General features: G+C 66.8%; 16 protein-coding genes. 4 read left to right on the forward strand and 12 right to left on the reverse strand.

Features of this window, described 5'->3' with window-relative positions; all coding sequences use genetic code 11:
- Positions 1-116: 116 nt before the first annotated feature.
- Positions 117-554 (reverse strand): HIT family protein, encoded by a 438-nt coding sequence (locus HMPREF2914_RS10080; protein ID WP_003091638.1) that lies wholly within the window; start codon positions 552-554, stop codon positions 117-119.
- Between the two features lie 204 nt (positions 555-758).
- Here HMPREF2914_RS10080 and phoA point away from each other — a divergent pair, with 204 nt between their 5' ends.
- Positions 759-2189: an alkaline phosphatase gene (gene phoA / locus HMPREF2914_RS10085; RefSeq protein ID WP_003091639.1), complete on the forward strand. Its 1431-nt coding sequence runs from the start codon at positions 759-761 to the stop codon at positions 2187-2189.
- 72 nt (positions 2190-2261) lie between these two features.
- Here phoA and hrpA read toward each other — a convergent pair whose 3' ends face one another.
- The 4 genes from hrpA to fadD2 form a co-directional block, all read right to left on the reverse strand.
- Positions 2262-6242, reverse strand: coding sequence for an ATP-dependent RNA helicase HrpA (gene hrpA, locus HMPREF2914_RS10090; RefSeq protein ID WP_023091520.1), 3981 nt, complete (start codon positions 6240-6242; stop codon positions 2262-2264).
- A gap of 175 nt (positions 6243-6417) precedes the next feature.
- Complete coding sequence (locus HMPREF2914_RS32950) at positions 6418-6543, reverse strand: hypothetical protein (protein WP_023091519.1); 126 nt, start codon at positions 6541-6543, stop codon at positions 6418-6420.
- Positions 6544-6664: 121 nt separating this feature from the next.
- Positions 6665-8353, reverse strand: coding sequence for a long-chain-fatty-acid--CoA ligase FadD1 (gene fadD1 / locus HMPREF2914_RS10095; RefSeq protein WP_003091643.1), 1689 nt, complete (start codon positions 8351-8353; stop codon positions 6665-6667).
- Positions 8354-8587: 234 nt separating this feature from the next.
- The gene (gene fadD2, locus HMPREF2914_RS10100; protein ID WP_003091644.1) at positions 8588-10276 is read right to left on the reverse strand and encodes a long-chain-fatty-acid--CoA ligase FadD2; all 1689 of its coding nucleotides are present in this window, start codon (positions 10274-10276) and stop codon (positions 8588-8590) included.
- A 246-nt stretch (positions 10277-10522) separates the two neighbouring features.
- Between fadD2 and HMPREF2914_RS10105 the strand changes: the two genes are divergently transcribed.
- From HMPREF2914_RS10105 to HMPREF2914_RS10115, 3 genes are all read left to right on the forward strand, one after another.
- Positions 10523-11473: an alpha/beta hydrolase gene (locus tag HMPREF2914_RS10105; RefSeq protein WP_003115465.1), complete on the forward strand. Its 951-nt coding sequence runs from the start codon at positions 10523-10525 to the stop codon at positions 11471-11473.
- Complete coding sequence (locus tag HMPREF2914_RS10110; RefSeq protein ID WP_003091647.1) at positions 11470-11940, forward strand: MaoC family dehydratase; 471 nt, start codon at positions 11470-11472, stop codon at positions 11938-11940. Before HMPREF2914_RS10105 ends, HMPREF2914_RS10110 begins: the two co-directional genes overlap by 4 nt.
- Positions 11941-12090: 150 nt before the next feature.
- Positions 12091-13266: an MFS transporter gene (locus HMPREF2914_RS10115; protein WP_003130346.1), complete on the forward strand. Its 1176-nt coding sequence runs from the start codon at positions 12091-12093 to the stop codon at positions 13264-13266.
- On the opposite strand, the gene HMPREF2914_RS10120 is transcribed toward HMPREF2914_RS10115, so the two are convergent.
- The 7 genes from HMPREF2914_RS10120 to HMPREF2914_RS10140 form a co-directional block, all read right to left on the reverse strand.
- A complete protein-coding gene (locus tag HMPREF2914_RS10120; protein ID WP_023091518.1) occupies positions 13247-14104 on the reverse strand; it encodes an efflux RND transporter periplasmic adaptor subunit in 858 nt (285 codons plus the stop codon). The genes HMPREF2914_RS10115 and HMPREF2914_RS10120 overlap by 20 nt on opposite strands.
- A 27-nt stretch (positions 14105-14131) precedes the next feature.
- Positions 14132-14335, reverse strand: coding sequence for a DUF1656 domain-containing protein (locus HMPREF2914_RS10125; RefSeq protein ID WP_003091655.1), 204 nt, complete (start codon positions 14333-14335; stop codon positions 14132-14134).
- Complete coding sequence (locus HMPREF2914_RS10130; RefSeq protein WP_023091517.1) at positions 14322-16316, reverse strand: FUSC family protein; 1995 nt, start codon at positions 16314-16316, stop codon at positions 14322-14324. The genes HMPREF2914_RS10125 and HMPREF2914_RS10130 overlap by 14 nt, the downstream gene beginning before the upstream one ends.
- Positions 16317-16523: 207 nt before the next feature.
- Positions 16524-16637 carry a cytochrome c oxidase subunit CcoM gene (gene ccoM, locus HMPREF2914_RS33080; RefSeq protein WP_003091657.1) on the reverse strand — a complete coding sequence of 38 codons (114 nt, stop codon included), beginning with the start codon at positions 16635-16637 and terminating at the stop codon, positions 16524-16526.
- Between the two features lie 248 nt (positions 16638-16885).
- Complete coding sequence (locus tag HMPREF2914_RS32620) at positions 16886-17047, reverse strand: hypothetical protein (protein ID WP_003091659.1); 162 nt, start codon at positions 17045-17047, stop codon at positions 16886-16888.
- Positions 17044-17646 carry an alpha-ketoglutarate-dependent dioxygenase AlkB family protein gene (locus tag HMPREF2914_RS10135; protein ID WP_009313707.1) on the reverse strand — a complete coding sequence of 201 codons (603 nt, stop codon included), beginning with the start codon at positions 17644-17646 and terminating at the stop codon, positions 17044-17046. Before HMPREF2914_RS10135 ends, HMPREF2914_RS32620 begins: the two co-directional genes overlap by 4 nt.
- Before the next feature lie 53 nt (positions 17647-17699).
- Positions 17700-18008 carry a hypothetical protein gene (locus HMPREF2914_RS10140; protein ID WP_003091664.1) on the reverse strand — a complete coding sequence of 103 codons (309 nt, stop codon included), beginning with the start codon at positions 18006-18008 and terminating at the stop codon, positions 17700-17702.
- Positions 18009-18096: the final 88 nt, after the last annotated feature.

Raw genomic sequence — 18096 nt, forward strand, 5'->3', positions numbered from 1 at the left:
TGCGCACATCGCCGGAAAACCGCGGCGCGCCTGACTCTCGACAGTATGTAACAAAATATTTCAGAGAAATCCAACGAGCGAAGGACCGCCCCCGTCCCGGGCCGGCCCTTGCGCAATCAGCCTTGCAGACGCTGCGCCAAACGCTCCTGAAGTTGTGCGAGCACTTCCGGGTCGCCCTGCTTCGCCGCATGGATGCCGAGGTTCTCGCCACTGAAGCGCGGGACGATGTGGAAATGGATGTGGAAGACCGTCTGCCCGGCGGGGGCGCCATTGAACTGGGCGACCTGCACGCCGTCCGGCTGCACCTCCTCGACCAGGGCGCGGGTCAGGCGCTGGACCACGGCCATGACCTTGGCCAGGTTCTGCGCATCGATCTCGAGCAGGTTGCGCGCCTCGGCGTGCTTGGGAATCACCAGGGTATGCCCGTAGGACTGCGGGAACAGATCGAGGAAGGCGAGCACGTCCTCGTCTTCGTAGACCTTGTAGCAGGGAGCTTCGCCGCGAATGATCTTGGCGAAGATGTTCTGGGAATCGTAAACGCCGTGCAGACTCATGGAGGCTTTCCTTGAACGAACCGGAATAGACCTGCGCACCATACCGGCTCGCTCCCCGCTCGTCACGACGTGATGCGTCGCGTGCTCCACACACTTCGAAAGAAATTGTCACAAGCCCGTCATCACCCTTCCCTACTTTCGTAGCACTCGCCGGATGGCCCCGCCGTCTCGCACAGCCACCTCCTCAACATAGGGAAATGCGTCATGACCCCAGGTTATCCCCTCGCCCTCTCTCTTGCCGTCTCCATGGCCGTGCTCGGCAGCGCCTTGCCGGCCCAGGCGCGCCAGGACGATCCGTCGCTGTTCAACCGCCAGGCCCGTGGCGAACTCAGCGAATACGGCGGCGCACGGCGCGTCGAGCAGGACCTGACCCAGGCCCTGAAGCAGTCGCTGTCGAAGAAGAAGGCGAAGAACGTGATCCTGCTGATCGGCGACGGCATGGGCGACTCCGAGATCACCGTGGCGCGCAACTACGCGCGCGGCGCGGGCGGCTACTTCAAGGGTATCGATGCGCTGCCGCTGACCGGCCAGTACACCCACTACTCCCTGCACAAGGACAGCGGCCTGCCGGACTACGTGACCGATTCCGCCGCCTCCGCCACCGCCTGGACCACCGGGGTCAAGTCGTACAACGGCGCAATCGGCGTGGATATCCACGAACAGCCACACCGCAACCTGCTGGAGCTGGCCAAGCTCAACGGCAAGGCCACCGGCAACGTCTCCACCGCCGAGCTGCAGGACGCCACCCCGGCCGCCCTGCTCGCCCACGTCACCGCTCGCAAGTGCTACGGCCCCGAAGCCACCAGCAAGCAGTGCCCGAGCAATGCCCTGGAGAACGGCGGCGCCGGCTCGATCACCGAGCAATGGCTGAAGACCCGCCCTGACGTGGTCCTCGGCGGCGGCGCCGCGACCTTCGCGGAAACCGCCAAGGCTGGCCGCTATGCCGGCAAGACCCTCCGCACCCAGGCCGAAGCCCGCGGCTACCGGATCGTCGAGAACCTCGACGAGCTGAAAGCCGTGCGCCGCGCCAACCAGAAGCAGCCGCTGATCGGCCTGTTCGCGCCGGGCAACATGCCAGTGCGCTGGCTCGGTCCGACCGCCACCTACCACGGCAACCTGAACCAGCCGGCGGTGAGCTGCGAGGCGAACCCGAAGCGCACCGCCGACATCCCGACCCTGGCGCAAATGACCAGCAAGGCCATCGAGCTGCTGAAGGACAATCCGAACGGCTTCTTCCTGCAGGTCGAGGGCGCGTCCATCGACAAGCAGGACCACGCCGCGAATCCGTGCGGCCAGATCGGCGAGACCGTCGACCTCGACGAAGCCGTGCAGAAGGCCCTGGCCTTCGCCAAGGCCGATGGCGAGACCCTGGTGATCGTCACCGCCGACCACGCCCACTCCAGCCAGATCATCCCGCCGGAAACCGCCGCGCCGGGGCTGACCCAACTGCTCACGACCAAGGACGGCGCGCCGCTGGCGATCAGCTACGGCAACTCCGAGGAAGGCTCCCAGGAGCACACCGGCACCCAGTTGCGCATCGCCGCCTACGGCCCGCAGGCCGCCAATGTCACCGGCCTGACCGACCAGACCGACCTGTTCTTCACCATCCGTCGCGCACTGAACCTGCGCGACTGATCGGACCAGAACGAAAAAGGCGCGCCGGTTTCGACCGGCGCGCCTTTTTCATTTCGCGCGGCATCCCTGGAACTAGCCCTCGATCTGGCTCCACTGCTTGGCCAGGCGCTTGTCCGAGACCGGCAGCCGGGTCCCCAGTTGCTGGGCGAACAACGAGACCCGGTACTCCTCCAGCATCCAGCGATACACCTGCAACTCGGCGTCGCGCTTGCCTTCCTGGGCGTGCTTGGCGAGGCGCGCCTGGTATTGCGCCCAGAGTTCGCCCAGCTCGCCGCTCCACACCCGGTCGCGCTGGACCTGGCCGGCGACCTTGTCCAGGCGCTGCTCGATGGCCTTGAGGTAACGCGGATACTCCTTCAACCACTCCAGCGGGGTGGCGCGGACGAACCCCGGATACACCAGGTTGGCCAGTTGGCCCTTGACGTCGTTCAGCGGCACGGTCATGGCCAGCTCGACCTTGCCCTTGAAGCGCTTCTGCAGGCCGTGCCAGAGCTTGAGGATATCCAGCACCAGGCGTGCCAGGCGCTCGGCGTGCTCGTTCCAGGCAGCGCGCTTGCGCTCGGCCAGCGCGGCCAGGGCGGCGCCGTCGCGCGGCAGGCTTTCGCCCTGCAGCACGCAACTGTCGAGACTGGCCAGGAGGATGTCCTCGACCAGCGCCTCGACCCGTCCCAGCTCGCGGTACAGCAGACCCATCTCGATCTGCCCCGGCAGCTTGGCGCGCAGGTACTTGGCCGGCTCGGCCAGTTGCTGCAACAGCAGTCGTTGCAGGGCGCGGCGGTGTTGGTAGTCGGCCTCGGCCTGGGTCGGGAAGCGCCCTTCCTTGACCTCGCCCTGCTCCTCCACCAGCGCCGGGTATACCGTCATCGACAATCCGGCGACCTTCTGCTGGGCCTTCTCGGCGACGCTGGCAAAGGCCTTGGCCTCCACCGGACGCTGCTGTTCCTTGTCGACCTGGGGTATCGCCAGGGCCGCCTGGCTGGCTTCGGCGAAACGCGCGGTGAGTTCGGCCAGGTCGCGGCCCTCGCCGAGGAACTTGCCCTGGGCGTCGACCACCTCGATGTTCATCCGCAGGTGATCGTCCAACTGCGTCGCCGCCTCGGCCCAGGCCTCATCGGCTACCCGCACGCCGGTCATGCGCTGAAGCTCGCGGCCCAGCGCCTGCGGCAGCGAACCTTCGCCGAAGGTGATGCGCTCCAGGGCGGCGCGGACGAAGTCCGGTACCGGCACGAAGCTCTTGCGGATCGCCTTCGGCAGGTTGCGCACCAGCGCCACCGCCTTGTCGTAGAGCAGGCCGGGCACCAGCCAGTCGATGCGTTCGGCCGGCAATTGCGGCAGCAGCGGCGCCGGTACCCGCACGGTGACGCCGTCGCGCGCGGTGCCGGGCTCGAACTGGTAGCTCAGCGACAGGTGCAGATCGCCCAGGCGCAGGCGATCCGGGTACTGCGCCGCAGTGACTTCGCTGGCTTCGCGGGCCAGCACGTCTTCCTCGCGCATCAGCAGCAGGTCCGGCTGGTTCTGCCGCTCGCGGGCGTACCATTTCTCGAAACTGGCGGTCTGGTAGATATCCGCCGGCAGGCGCGCGTCGTAATAGGCGAACAGGGTTTCCTCGTCGGCCAGGATGTCGCGCCGGCGTGCCTTGGCTTCCAGCTCGTCGAGCTTTTCCAGCAACTGCCGGTTGGCGCTCAGGCACCTGGCGCGGCTGTTGATCTCGCCGCGCACCAGGCCTTCGCGGATGAACAGCTCGCGCGCCACCGGCGGGTCGATCGGACCATAGTGCACCGGACGTCGACCGATGACGATGAGGCCGTAGAGGGTGACCTGCTCGAACGCCACCACCTGGCCGCGACGCTTCTCCCAGTGCGGCTCGAAGTGGTTGGTCTTGATCAGGTGCCCGGCCAGCGGCTCCAGCCAGTCCGGCTCGATCTTCGCGACCATTCGGGCGAACAGCTTGGTGGTCTCCACCAGTTCCGCGGCCATGATCCATTGCGGGCGCTTGCGAGCGATGCCGCTGGACGGATGGATCCAGAAACGTCGCTGGCGAGCGCCGAGGTAGTCGCCTTCCTCGGCCTTCTGCCCGATCTGGCTGAGCAGGCCGGACAGGATCGCTTTGTGGACCGCCGCGTAATCGATCCCCGGTACCTCGCGTTCGTTGTCGGCCGACGCGCCTTTCTTCGCCTCCGGCTTGCGCGCCTCGGCCTTGGCCGGACGCCCGAACGGCAGCTTCAGTTCGCGGCAGATCAAGGTCAGTTGGCGGTGGGCGTCGCGCCACTCACGCAGGCGCAGGTAGTTGAGGAAGTTCTTCCGGCACCAGCTGCGCAGGGCGTTGGAACCCAGCGCCTGGCGCTGCTCCTCGAAGCCACGCCAGAGATTGATCAGCGCGGCGAAGTCGGAATCCGGGTCCTTCCATTGCGCGTGCGCCTGGTCGGCGGCCTGCTGCCGCTCCACCGGACGCTCGCGCGGGTCCTGCACGGACAGCGCGCTGGCCACCGTCAACACTTCCTCGAGGCTACCCTGCTGGGCCGCCTCCAGCAGCATGCGGCCCAGCCTCGGGTCGATCGGCAGGCGCGCCAGTTGGCGCCCCAGCGGGGTCAGCTGGCCTTCGCGGTTGACCGCCGACAGTTCCTGCAGAAGGGTGAAGCCGTCCTTGATCGCCTTGCCGTCCGGCGGCTCGATAAAGGGGAACGCCTCGATGTCGCCAAGGCGCAGGTGCAGCATCTGCAGGATCACCGCGGCCAGGTTGGTGCGGAGGATTTCCGGGTCGGTGAAGGCCGGACGCGCGTTGAAGTCCTCCTCGCTGTAGAGACGCACGCATATGCCCGGCTCGACCCGTCCGCAACGGCCCTTGCGCTGGTTGGCGCTGGCCTGCGACACCGCCTCGATGGGCAGCCGCTGGACCTTGGCGCGGTAGCTGTAGCGGCTGATCCGCGCGGTGCCGCTGTCGATCACGTAACGGATGCCCGGCACCGTCAGCGAGGTTTCCGCGACGTTGGTGGACAGCACGATCTTGCGTCCCGGGCGCGGCTGGAAGATCTTCTGCTGCTCGGCCGGGGTCAGTCGCGCGTACAGCGGCAGCACCTCGGTGTGGCGCAGGTTGGCCTTGCGCAGCATCTCCGCGGCGTCGCGGATCTCCCGCTCGCCGGGGAGGAACACCAGCACGTCGCCGGGCCGCTTGCCGACCTCGCGTTCGTGGGCGGCGATCTCGTCGAGGGCGGCGAGGATGCCCTGGTCCACCGACAGGTCGTCCTCGACCCGGTTGCCCTCCTCGTCGGTTTCCGCCGCCAGCGGCCGGTACCAGGTCTCCACCGGATAGGTGCGGCCGGAAACCTCGATCACCGGGGCGCCGTCGAAATGCCGGGAGAAACGCTCCAGGTCGATGGTCGCCGAGGTGATGATCAGCTTCAGGTCCGGACGCCGGTGCAACAGGGTCTTCAGGTAGCCGAGGAGGAAGTCGATGTTCAGGCTGCGCTCGTGGGCTTCGTCGACGATCAGCGTGTCGTAGCGCTCCAGGTAGCGGTCGTGCGGGGTCTCGGCCAGGAGGATGCCGTCGGTCATCAGCTTGACCAGGGTGCTGTCGTCGCTCTGGTCCTCGAAGCGCACCTGGTAGCCGACCAGCGCGCCCAGCGGCGTGCCGATCTCTTCCGCGACCCGCGTCGCCACGCTGCGCGCCGCCAGCCGACGCGGCTGGGTATGGCCGATCAGGCCGTGGATGCCGCGCCCCAGCTCCAGGCAGATCTTCGGCAACTGGGTGGTCTTGCCCGAGCCGGTCTCGCCGGCGATCACCACCACCTGGTGGGCGGCGATGGCGGCCTTGATCTCGTCGCGCTTGGCGGCGATCGGCAGGCTGTCGTCGTAGCGGATCGCCGGCACGCTGGCGCGCCGCGCCTCGACCTTGGCGCAGGAGGCCTGGAAGCGCTCGACCCACTGCGCCAGGCGCGCGTCGTCGGGCTGCTTGCGCAGTTCGTGGAGCTGCCGGCGCAAGCGGTGGCGGTCGCTGATCTGGGCCTGGTCGAGGCGCCGGACGAGTTGGTCGAGGGAAGGAGTCTGGTCGGTCATCTAGGCTTTTCGAATGCTGTGAGCGTGCCGCAGTCGCGGAGGACGGGAAGAAGCTCCGGCCACTGCCGAGGCGAAAAATATTCGGAATTGTCGCAGATTTGAGCGGAAGAGGACGAATCCCGGTTAACGCTCGCTGCCGCGATACGGCCGACGCTGCTGGTGGGCAATGGCCCTCTCAGCGCCCCAGTCGCTTGAGCACCTCGGGGCCGGCGCGATCCAGCAATGCCTGGATCAGTTCCAGACACCGGCTGATCGGCAGACGGCGTATTTCTTCGGCCAGGGCAGGATCGAGGCGGGCCATGGGGGGTTCCTCCGGCAGGTGATGCGCTACAGGCATGCCCGCACAGGCCCGTCCACCCGCAACCGACTGCCTGCAACGAAGAAGCCCCGCATCGGCGGGGCTTCTTCAGGCAACGGCGGACTTACTTCTGGCCCGCTTTCTTCAGCTCTTCGTCGCGCAGTTCGCGGCGCAGGATCTTGCCGACATTGGTGGTCGGCAGGCTGTCGCGGAACTCCACGGCCTTCGGCCGCTTGTAGCCGGTCAGGTTGTCATGCATGTGCTGCATGACCTGTTCCTTGGTCAGGGTCGCCCCCGGCTTGACCACCACGAAGACCTTGATCGACTCGCCGGACTTCTCGTCGGGGATGCCGATCGCGGCGCACTGCAGGACGCCCGGCAGGGTCGCCAGCACGTCTTCCAGCTCGTTCGGGTAAACATTGAAGCCGGAGACCAGGATCATGTCCTTCTTCCGGTCGACGATGCGCATGTAGCCGTCTTCCTGGATGATCGCGATATCGCCGGTCTTCAGCCAACCATCGGCGTCGAGGATCTCGTCGGTGGCTTCCTGGCGCTGCCAGTAGCCCTTCATCACCTGCGGGCCTTTCACGCAGAGTTCGCCGCGCTCGCCCAGGGGCACTTCCTGGCCGTCGTCGCCGATCACCTTGCACAGGGTCGAGGGCACCGGAATACCGATGGTGCCGACCTGGATGTTCTGGAACGGGTTGACCGATACCACCGGCGCGGTCTCGGTCATGCCGTAGCCTTCGCAGATGGCGCAGCCGGTGACTTCCTTCCAGCGCTCCGCGGTGGCCAGCTGCAGTGCCATGCCGCCGGAGAGGGTCAGTTTCAGCGCGGAGAAGTCCAGCTTGCGGAAGGTCTCGTTGTTGCACAGGGCGACGAACAGGGTGTTCAGGCCGACGAAGCCGGTGAACTTCCACTGGCCGAGGTCCTTGAGCATCGACGGCAGGTCGCGCGGGTTGGTGATCAGGATGTTGTGGTTGCCGGTGAGCATCATCGCCATGCAATGGAAGGTGAAGGCATAGATGTGGTACAGCGGCAGCGGCGCGATGAGGATCTCGCAGCCCTCGTTGAGGTTGGCGCCCATCAGCGCCTTGCACTGCAACATGTTGGCCACCAGGTTGCGGTGGGTCAGCATGGCGCCCTTGGCGACCCCGGTGGTGCCGCCGGTGTATTGCAGCACGGCGACGTCGTCGGCCTGCGGCGCGGCTTCCTGGAACGACTTGCCGGCGCCCCTGGCCAGCGCGTCGGTCAGCTTGGTGGCTTGCGGCAGGCTGTAGGCCGGCACCATCTTCTTGATGTGCTTGACCACGAAGTTGACGATGAAGCGCTTCAGCGGCGGCAGGATGTCGCCGACTTCGGTGACGATCACCTGCTTGACGCCGGTCTTCGGCAGTACGCCCTCGACCAGGTGGGCCATGTTGGCCAGGCAGACCACCGCCTTGGCGCCGGAGTCGTTGAACTGGTGTTCCAGTTCGCGCGCGGTGTACAGCGGGTTGGTGTTGACCACGATGAGGCCGGCGCGCATGGCGCCGAAGACCACGATCGGGTATTGCAGGACGTTGGGCAACTGGACGGCGATGCGGTCGCCGGGCTTGAGATCGGTGTGCTGCTGCAGGTAGGCGGCGAAGTCGCCGGACAGCTTGTACAGCTCGCCGTAGGTCAGGGTCTTGCCCAGGTTGGTGAACGCGGGCTTGGTGGCAAAACGTTGGCAGGACTCCTTCAGTACCGACAGGATGTTCGGGTACTGGTCGGGATTGATCTCGGCAGCAATACCCGCTGGGTACTTGTCCTTCCAGAAGTTTTCGATCATGGAAGCCCACTCCTAAGCAACAGCTAATCTTCACCGCTCATGGCGGCATCTTGTTGTGATCTGCTCGCTAACCCTGGACCCAGGGCTATTAGGCGCGCCGAGATTATCAGCTTTGCCAGAGGCAGACCAGCACCAAACATGACCTATTCGGTCAAAAAAATGACCGAGACATTAGTCTCGGTCACGGTCTTTCCTGTCCCCGGCAAATGCCCGTTTCAGAGCCTTGTAAGGCTATCAGGCGATTTCGCGCAGCTCACGACGGAGGATTTTACCCACAGGCGTCATCGGTAATGCATCCTTGAGCACAATCTGTCGCGGAATTTTGTATCCGGTGAGGTTTTCCTTGCAGTAGGCCTTGAGCTCCTCGACCGACAGGCTGGGGTCGCGGGCCACCACGAACAGCTTCACCGCCTCGCCGGACTTCTCGTCGGGAATGCCCACCGCCGCGCAACTGGCCACCTTCGGATGGGCCATCACCACGTCTTCGATCTCGTTGGGGTAGACATTGAAGCCAGAGACCAGGATCAGGTCCTTCTTGCGATCGACGATGCGCACGAAGCCGTCCTCGTCGATCACCGCGATGTCGCCGGTCTTCAGCCAGCCTTCGGCATCGAGAATCTCCTCGGTGGCCTCGGGACGCTGCCAGTACCCCTTCATCACTTGCGGACCTTTCACACAGAGTTCGCCACGTTCGCCGACAGGCAGCTCGTTGCCCTGCTCGTCGATCACCTTGAGCGCCGTGCCCACGACCGGTATCCCCACCGTACCCAGGCGTGCCTGCTCGCCGTAGGGGTTGGTGGTCACCACCGGCGAGCATTCGGTGAGGCCATAGCCTTCCACCACGGTGCAGCCGGTGACGCCCTTCCAGCGCTCGGCGGTGGCGCTGACCAGTGCGGTGCCGCCGGAGTTGGTGAGCTTCAGGTTGGAGAAATCGACGTCCTTGAACCCGGGGTGCTCCATCAGGGCGACGAACAGGGTGTTGAGGCCGAGCAGCGCGGAGAAACGCCACTTCTTCAGTTCCTTGACGAAACCGGGGATGTCGCGCGGGTTGGTGATCAGCACGTTATGGTTGCCGCTGACCATCATGCACATGCAGTTCGCGGTGAAGGCATAGATGTGGTAGAGCGGCAGCGGCGCGATCATCACCTCCTGCGCCTCCTTCATCAGCGGCAGGCCATCCTTGCCGAGCTGGGAAAGCTGGGCGTGGACCTGCAGCATGTTCGCCACCAGGTTGCCGTGGGTGAGCATCGCCCCCTTCGAGACCCCGGTGGTGCCGCCGGTGTACTGCAACACGGCGACATCCTCCAGGCCGACCCTGACCGGCTGCAGGGCATGGCCCTGGCCTTGCTTCAAGGCCTGCCTGAACGGCAGCGCCTGGGGCAAGCGATAATCGGGGACCATCTTCTTCACCGACTTCACCACGCTGTTCACCAGCCAACCCTTCAGCGCCGGCAACAGGTCGCCCATGCGCGCCTCGATCAGGTACTCGATCCGCGTATCCGGGAGCACTTCCTCGACCAGCTTGCCGAACACGTTCAGGTAGACCAGCGCACGCACGCCGGCGTCCTTGAACTGGTGGCGCATTTCGCGGGCGGTGTACAGCGGATTGGTGTTGACCACCACCAGCCCCGCGCGCAAGGCGCCGAACACCGCGATGGGATATTGCAGGACATTGGGCATCTGCACCGCTATGCGGTCGCCGGGCTGGAGATCGGTCTGTTTCTGCAGGTAGGCGGCGAAGGCGGCGGACAGACGATCGAGTTCGGCGTAGCTGAGCGTCACGCCGAGATTGCTGAAGGCCGGGCGGTCGGCGAATTTCTTGCAGGAGCGCTCGAAGACCTCGACCACGGAACGGTAGGCGGCGAAGTCGAGACTGTCGGGTACGCCGGCCGGGCGTTTGTCGTTCCAGAATTCAGGTTGCATTTATTCTTGTCCTCTTACCTGAGCGGGTCTGGCCCGCATGTGCGGGGCATCGGGCAACTTAGCAGTTGCGTCGGACAGCGCAAATACTCCTCCTGCCCTTATTGATAGTGTGAATCTCCAGCCTGTCGCTCTTCGCCGCCCGCCATTCCAGAGCGGCCCGTGCCCAAGGGTGGCGCTTTTCCGGGACGAAGCCGCGTACGCTGCTAGAATGCGCCGGAACGCGTCCGCCCGGCACAAGGAACGAACATGCCCGCCGCTGCCTACTGGCTCCCCGCCAGCGACGAAACCCCGCTGTACACCCGCCACTGGCCGAGCGCAACGGCCGTCGGCGCGGTGATGCTGTCCCACGGCATGGCCGAGCACGCCGGTCGCTACGAGCGTCTCGCCGCCGCGCTGAACGCTGCCGGCTACCACTTCTATGCGATCGACCAGCGCGGCCACGGCCGGACCGCCGAAGCCGACGAGCTGGGCCACTTCGCCGACCAGGGCGGCTGGGGCAAGGTGGTCGGCGACCTGGCCAGCCTGAACCACCATATCCGCCAGCAGCACCCGGAACTGCCGATCTTCCTGCTGGGCCACAGCATGGGCAGCTACATCTCCATGGCCTACCTGCTGCACCACAGCTGCAGCCTGCAAGGGGCGATCCTTTCCGGTTCCAACTACCAGCCGCAAGCGCTCTACCGGATCGCCCGCCTGATCGCCCGCTTCGAGCGCTGGCGCCAGGGGCCGCTGGGCAAGAGCGCGCTGATCGACTTCCTCTCGTTCGGCTCGTTCAACAAGGCGTTCAAGCCCAATCGCACGGCCTTCGACTGGCTCAGTCGCGATCCGCAGGAAGTCGACAGGTACGTGGCCGACCCGCTGTGCGGCTTCCGCTGCAGCAACCAGTTGTGGGTGGACCTGCTCGGCGGCCTGGCCGATATCACCCCGCCCACCCACCTGCGGCAGATCGATGCCGACCTGCCGCTGCTGATCATCGGCGGCGAACGCGACCCGGTCAGCCAGGGCAAGCGCCTGGGCGACCTGGCCGACGCCCTGCGCGGTGCCGGGCTGCGCCAGGTGACCCTGAAGACCTATCCCGAGGCCCGTCACGAGCTGTTCAACGAGAGCAACCGCGACGCGGTCACCCAAGACCTGATCGACTGGCTGGAACAGGCCCTGCGCCACCGCCGGGATCATTCGACAAAGGAGAGAACATGAGCCAGGTCCAGAACATTCCCTACGCCGAGCTAGAGGTCGGGCAAAAGGCCGAGTACACCAGCAGCATCGCCGAGCGCGACCTGCAGTTGTTCGCCGCAGTCTCCGGCGACCGCAACCCGGTGCATCTGGACGCCGCCTACGCGGCCACCACCCAGTTCAAGGAACGCATCGCCCACGGCATGCTCAGCGGCGCCCTGATCAGCGCGGCGATCGCCACCGTGCTGCCCGGCCCAGGCACCATCTATCTCGGCCAGACCCTGCGCTTCACCCGTCCGGTCAAGCTCGGCGACGACCTGAAGGTCGAACTGGAAGTCCTCGAGAAGCTGCCGAAGAACCGCGTGCGCATGGCCACGCGGGTGTTCAACCAGGCAGGCAAGCAGGTGGTCGACGGCGAAGCGGAGATCATGGCGCCGGAAGAGAAGCTCAGCGTCGAGCTGGCCGAACTGCCGCCGATCAGCATCGGCTGAGCGGCTTTCCCTACCGTCGGGCCATCCGGCCCGGCGGACTTGCCGGGCCGCCGCGCGCTGCTCTACCCTGTCCGCTGTCTTACCTCAATCATCAGGGATAACCGAAGGCACTCCACCGCCCGAAACCCCTTACCGGGAATCGGAGCCGCCATGGACCTTCGCTTGCTGTTGCTATCCCTGACCACCTTCGCCGCCGGCCTGGCGGAAAGCATCCTGATCGGCATCCTGCCGCCCCTGGCCGAAGACCTGCGGGTCTCCATCAGCCTGGCCGGCCAGCTCACCACCCTGTTCTCCCTCGGCTTCGCCCTCGCCGCACCGCTGCTCGGCTGGCTGACCCGGCGCATCGAACGCCGCCGCCTGCTGCTGGCGACCCTGCTGCTGTTCGCCCTCAGCAACGCGCTCGCCGCCCTCGCTCCGGGCTATCTCGGCCTGCTCCTGGCTCGCCTGGGAATGTCGGCCTGTTGCGGGCTGCTGATCGTCCTCGCCAGCCTGCTCGCCGCCGAGCTGGCCGCCCCGGCCCAACGCGGCCGGGCGATCGGCCTGATCTTCATGGGCATCAGCGGTTCGCTGGTGTTCGGCGTGCCACTGGGCGTACAGATCAGCGACTGGTTCGGCTGGCGCTGGATCTTCGCCGGCATCGCGGTCTATTCGCTGCCCTTGTGCCTGCTGCTCTGGCGCTACCTGCCGCAACGCCAGGCCGGCGACCTGCCCGGCCGCGAAGGCTACCTGCGGCAGTTGCGCCAGCCCGCGCTGTGGCTCGCGCAACTGGTATCGATCCTGTTGCTCGGCGGGCACTTCACCCTGTTCGCCTATTTCACCCCGTACCTGGCGAGCATGGCCGGTATTCGCTCGCCCGGCGAGATCAGCCTGATCCTCCTGCTGATCGGCCTGGCAGCGCTGAGCGGCGGCTATATCGGCGGCTGGCTGGCCGACCGCCTCGGCCACCGGCGCGCCCTGCGTCTGGTGCCGGCGGCCTTCGCCCTGGCGCTGGCGGCGGTGCCGCTGAGCCTGGGCAGCATCGGGTTCCTGCCGGTACTGATGGTCTGGAGCGCGATCAGCTGGATGATCTCGCCGGTGGTGCAGAGCTTCCTGCTGCGCAGCGATCCGGCCAGCGGTTCCGCCGGCGTCGCCCTGAACACCTCGGCCATGCACCTGGGCGTGGGCCTCGGCGCGGCGCTGGGCGGCCTGGTGGTGGCGGCACTGGGAGTCGCCGCGACGCCCTGGGTCGGCCTCGCCCTGGTGCTGGCGGCGCTGGCCTGCGCGCTTGGCGCCAGCACGCTGGATGGCGCCACGCAAGCGCTGCCGCTCAGTCCCCCTGCACGGTAACGCTGGCGGTCATCCCGGCGCTCAGGTGGACATCCGCCGGCACCTGGTCGAGGCGGATGCGCACCGGAATGCGCTGCGCCAGGCGCACCCAGTTGAAGGTTGGCTCGACATTGGCCAGCAACTGGCCGTCCGGCGTCGAGTTGCGGTCGGTGATACCGCTGCTGATGCTCTCCACCGTGCCGTCGATCGGCTGATCGCCGCTCATCAGGCGGACCTGGGCGCGCATGCCGACGCGGATGCCGGGCAGCTTGGTTTCCTCGAAGTAGGCGACCACATAGAAGGACTGCTGGTCGACCAGCGCCATCACCGCCTGGCCCGCCGTGGCGTAGTTGCCCTGGGCCAGGCGCAGGTTGGTCACCTGGCCGTTGCGCGCGGCGCGCAGTTCGCTGCGCTTGAGGTTGAGTTCGGCGATCTTCACCTGGGCCAGCGCTTCCTGGTACTCGCTGCGAGCGATGGCGGCATTGATCTGGGCGTTTTCCTTGTCCTCGGCGCTGATCGCGCCGATGCCCAGGCGGCTGCGCCGGGCCGCCTCGTTCTGGCGCAACAGGTATTGCTGGTGACGGGTCTCGGCGACGGCGCGGGCCTGCTCCAGGTTGGCCTGGTAGCGTTCCTGGTCGATGCGCATCAGCACGTCGCCGACCTTGACCACCTGGTTGTCCTTGACCTCCAGGTCGGTCACCCAGCCGGACACGTCCGGCGCCACCACCACCACGTCGGCCCGTACCCGGGCATCGCGGGTCCAGGGCGAGAGCATGTAGTAGCGCCAGAGCCAGGTGCCGGCGAGGACAGCGGCAGCGACCACCAGCAGGGTGACGACGACGCGAAGCGATGCACGCATGCGAATCTCCTTCTCGGGGCGACGGATTCAGGTCGTGGCCGCCCAGGTAATGCCACTCAACATCAAAATGAACAGGGCGCAGTCGAACAGCGCCTCGTGCCAGACCCAGCGACGCAACGGCGTTTTCTGGATCAGCACCCGCAGCGCGGCGGTGGCCGCCAGCGCCAGCAGGGCATAGACGAACAGCGGGCTGAGGTAGACGCCGCCCCAGGCCGACTCATGCAGACTCATGGCTTTCCTCCTGATGGCACCACTGCTGCCAGGTGAACAGCAGTTGCGCCAGGGCCGCGCGCGCCAGGCGGCTGGCTTCGTCGTCGTGGCGAGCGTCGCGCTCCAGGGCTTCGCGCAACGGCAGGCTGATCCGTTCCAGGCGGCCGCTGCGCGGCCCCGCGGGACCGGCCTCAAGCAGCTCGCCCAGTTCCCCGAGGAAGCGGTCGCGCGCCTTGCGCAGGACGCCACGGGCGCCTTCCAGGCAGGCCCGCAGGTGGATCAGTTCGTTACCCAGGTCGAGCGCCAGGAGGCCATCGTCCCAACGCCGCCGCTCCTGCTCCGGCAACAGGTTGGCGTGCCGCGCCAGGCGCAACAGGCGGTCGGCCATGCGCCCGCCGAACCAGTTCTCCGCCTGCGCCAGCGGGCGCCGGGTGAGGCGGCCGAGATCGACGCAGGTGGCGTCCAGCAGGCGTCGGGTCAGCCAGCCCGGACGCAAGGTCAGCAAGCGGAAGATCACCACCGCGAAGCCGACTCCGATCAGCACGCCCTGGGCGGAATTCAGCAGGGTCGCGAGGTCGTAGTCCATCTGGTTGCGCGGCGCGACCAGGACGATGAAGTGGATCGCGAACGAGGTGGCGGTGCCGGCGGTGACCGGTACGGCCATGCCCAGGGTGGCGAAGAACAGCGGCACGCCCATCGCCAGGCAGAGCAGCGGGAAGCCATTCCACTGCGGCAGCAGCCACTGGCTGACCAGCATCGCCGCCGGGATCGCGTAGACGATGCCGCGCAGGAAGCTCAGGCCGATGGCCACCGCGTTGTCGCGGTTGGCGAACAGGCTGCACACCACCGCCGCCAGCAGCATCGCGCCGGACGCCGCCGGCCACGCGGTATAGATCCAGTAGACCGACAGCCCGAGCAACGCCAGGGCGCTACGCGCGCCGTAGAACAGCGCCATCTGCAGGTCGCGGTGCCAGGACAGGGTGCCGGCGCTGCCCACCCGCCCCTCGACCTCGCCGCTGGCCACCGCGCGCATGCCCTTCTCGGCATTCACCGCCTTGAGCAGCAGCACCGAGCAACGGGTCAGCAGGTAACGCTGGTCGTTGCTCCACTGCGGCTCGACCGCGACCTGCGCCAACTCCTCGCGCAGCGCCTGCATCGACGCCGGATCGGCCCCTTCCAGGGCGCTGGCCAGCGCAGCCAGCCAGCGCTCCACCTGGCGCTCTTCCTCGTCGTTCAGCCGCGCCCGTTGCCGGGCCACGCCGCGCGCGGTGCGCAACAGGCTGAGCAGGTCGCGCGAGAGCAACGCCAGGGCGCCGGCCCGGCGCCGCCCGCGCTCGCCCTCGAACCAGGCATGGTCGCGCTGCGCATCGACCTCGACGATCTTGCTCAGCGCGTTGAGCAGCCCCTGCGGCTGCCGCTGGCGCGGGTCGATCTCGCCGCGCGCGGCCTGCATGCCCAGCAGCCAGGTGGCGTGGGCCTGCTTGTCGAGGTTCTGCTCGACCCGCTGCGGCCAGAGGATCGCACTGACCGCCGAGGCGCAGATGATCCCCAGGCAGATCTCGGTACAACGCGCCACCGCCTGCTCGAAGACCAGCAGCGGCTGGTCCACCGCCGGCAGGCCAATGATCGCCACCGTATAGCCGGAAAGTACGAAGGCATAGGAAACGTGGTTGCGCAGGGAGGTCGAGGCCGCCGTGCAGAGCCCCAGCCAGAGCGAGATGGCCAGCAGGAACAACCAGGGCGCCTGGGCGAACAGCGCGATCATCAGCACCGACATCGCGGTGCCGACCAGGGTGCCGAGCAGGCGGAACAAGCCCTTCGCCACCACCATGCCGGACAACGGCTGGGACACGATCAGCACGGTCATCAGCGCCCATTGCGGCTGCTCCAGGTCGAAGCGAAAGGCGCACCACAACGCCAGGCCGCCGGCCAGGAGCGTCTTGATGGCGAACTTGAGCGCCAGCGTCGAGGGTGCCAGGAACGGCTTCCAGTGAATGGGCACAGGGTCTTCCGAAACGGGGTCTACATCAGCATAGATAGCCGGCGAACGCCGAGGCGATATGTGCAGCCTATATTATTAGGCTGCTAACAATATCGTCCAGCGACATTCGTAGTATCCCGATCGCTGCGCCGGTGTTTTTCCAGGCGCAAAAAAACGGGCGACCGAAGTCGCCCTAAGTGCCTTGCGTGCTCTGTGTATCCGGGAGGATCAGCCTTTGCGGCTATGGGAATCCTTCCAGATGAAGTAACCGACCCCACCGAAGAAAGCGACCATGAGGCCTACTGTAAGAATCCCTGCGAGAACCACTTCGTCGATGAACATGTTGATGGCCTCCAGTTGCCGGTTGGGTGTTGCTCGATGGGCTCAGATTAGCGAGGCACGGCGGCGCAATATTGACCTGGATCAATCGCCCGGACGGGCTTTTTCGGCCAGGTGCATGACACTGACCCAGGTCAAGTTTCGCAGGAGAGAGAATGCGGTCGGACGCCGCAGATAACCGGGAAAAACCTGCCCGATCGCCGCACGTTGCCCGCAGGAATGCGCCGCCGGCGAACGCGGCGGCGGAGGCTTCAGCGCTTCTTCGGCTTGCCTTTCGGCTTCTTCCGCGGCTTGCCCAGCGGCAACACCTGTTCGAAGGCCTTGCGGACCTCCTGCAGGCGCTTCTCGTGCACGTCGTGGATGCGCTTGTCGCGCTCGGCGCTGAGGTCGATCACCTTGTCGTCGTCGTTCATGGCTGGGGGTACACCAGGCGGAAGGTCAGGTTCAAACGGGGCATGCAGGAGCGGCGGGTCTTCGCCACCTGATGTTGCCAATGATGCTGGGTTGCGCCGCGCATGACCAGCAGGCTGCCATGGGTCAGTTCCAGGGAATGGGCGATGCGGGTCTGGCCCTTGCGCCGCAGGTCGAAGCGGCGGCTGCCGCCGAGACTGAGCGAGGCGACCAGCGGATCGCGGCGCAGCTCTGGCTCGTCGTCGCTGTGCCAGCCCATGGAGTCCTGGCCGTCGCGGTAGTAGTTCAGCAGCACGCCGTTGACCCGCTGGCCGACCTCGCGCTCCACGCGCTCACGGATCTCGCCGAGCAACGCGGTCCATGGCAGCGGCCGGTGGACCTGGCCGGAATAACGGTAGGCGGCTTCCGGGTCGCCGTACCAGGCCACCAGGCGCGGGGTCGGGCGCTCCTCGCCATGGATGCGCAGGATCGGCTGTTCCCAGGGCGTTTCCTGTTCCAGGCGCAACAGCCAGGCGCTCGCCAGCGGCGCATCCAGCCAATGCGGGAGATAGCGCAGGTCGGCGTCCGGCAGGGTCAGGGGTGCGTCGGCGAACAGGTCCATGGGCCGCAGGTTACTACGCCGCAAGGCCGCTGCTGAAGCCTGGAAAACCAGGGTTACACTTCGATGTCGATCAATTGTCCCTTGCGCGGCAGCTCGTCCGCCTGGGCGCTCTCCCCCGCCTCGTCAGCCGGCGCCTCGTCCCCCTCGTCGCTCCGCGCGTGCGCCTCGCCGCCCTGGCGGCGCTGGCGACGGCGGTATTCCTCTTCCAGCCAGCTTTCCTCGTCGCGCTCCTGGCGCAAGGCGACGCCATCGCTGCCCGCGCCAGCCTGGGTCGGCGCGACCGGCGGCGTGGCCGGACGGGGCTTGGGCGGGTCCTGCTGGACGGTGACCGGGATCAGGCCCTGGGGGATCGGCGGAAGCATGCAGGCAACCTCTCTGGGTAGTGCCGCGTCATGGGTTCTCGCAGCGTGCCGGTTTGCGGCGTTCTTCTACAAGGGTTATCGGTCGACC

The sequence above is a fragment of the Pseudomonas sp. HMSC067G02 genome (genome assembly GCF_001813485.1).
GTDB lineage: Bacteria > Pseudomonadota > Gammaproteobacteria > Pseudomonadales > Pseudomonadaceae > Pseudomonas > Pseudomonas aeruginosa.

What these genes read in the sequence shown, in the direction of transcription:
- HMPREF2914_RS10080 (WP_003091638.1), bottom strand. Translation starts at nt 554, where the DNA reads ATGAGTCTGCACGGCGTTTACGATTCCCAGAACATCTTCGCCAAGATC.
- phoA (WP_003091639.1), top strand. Translation starts at nt 759, where the DNA reads ATGACCCCAGGTTATCCCCTCGCCCTCTCTCTTGCCGTCTCCATGGCC.
- hrpA (WP_023091520.1), bottom strand. Translation starts at nt 6,242, where the DNA reads ATGACCGACCAGACTCCTTCCCTCGACCAACTCGTCCGGCGCCTCGAC.
- HMPREF2914_RS32950 (WP_023091519.1), bottom strand. Translation starts at nt 6,543, where the DNA reads ATGGCCCGCCTCGATCCTGCCCTGGCCGAAGAAATACGCCGTCTGCCG.
- fadD1 (WP_003091643.1), bottom strand. Translation starts at nt 8,353, where the DNA reads ATGATCGAAAACTTCTGGAAGGACAAGTACCCAGCGGGTATTGCTGCC.
- fadD2 (WP_003091644.1), bottom strand. Translation starts at nt 10,276, where the DNA reads ATGCAACCTGAATTCTGGAACGACAAACGCCCGGCCGGCGTACCCGAC.
- HMPREF2914_RS10105 (WP_003115465.1), top strand. Translation starts at nt 10,523, where the DNA reads ATGCCCGCCGCTGCCTACTGGCTCCCCGCCAGCGACGAAACCCCGCTG.
- HMPREF2914_RS10110 (WP_003091647.1), top strand. Translation starts at nt 11,470, where the DNA reads ATGAGCCAGGTCCAGAACATTCCCTACGCCGAGCTAGAGGTCGGGCAA.
- HMPREF2914_RS10115 (WP_003130346.1), top strand. Translation starts at nt 12,091, where the DNA reads ATGGACCTTCGCTTGCTGTTGCTATCCCTGACCACCTTCGCCGCCGGC.
- HMPREF2914_RS10120 (WP_023091518.1), bottom strand. Translation starts at nt 14,104, where the DNA reads ATGCGTGCATCGCTTCGCGTCGTCGTCACCCTGCTGGTGGTCGCTGCC.
- HMPREF2914_RS10125 (WP_003091655.1), bottom strand. Translation starts at nt 14,335, where the DNA reads ATGAGTCTGCATGAGTCGGCCTGGGGCGGCGTCTACCTCAGCCCGCTG.
- ccoM (WP_003091657.1), bottom strand. Translation starts at nt 16,637, where the DNA reads ATGTTCATCGACGAAGTGGTTCTCGCAGGGATTCTTACAGTAGGCCTC.
- HMPREF2914_RS32620 (WP_003091659.1), bottom strand. Translation starts at nt 17,047, where the DNA reads ATGAACGACGACGACAAGGTGATCGACCTCAGCGCCGAGCGCGACAAG.
- HMPREF2914_RS10135 (WP_009313707.1), bottom strand. Translation starts at nt 17,646, where the DNA reads ATGGACCTGTTCGCCGACGCACCCCTGACCCTGCCGGACGCCGACCTG.
- HMPREF2914_RS10140 (WP_003091664.1), bottom strand. Translation starts at nt 18,008, where the DNA reads ATGCTTCCGCCGATCCCCCAGGGCCTGATCCCGGTCACCGTCCAGCAG.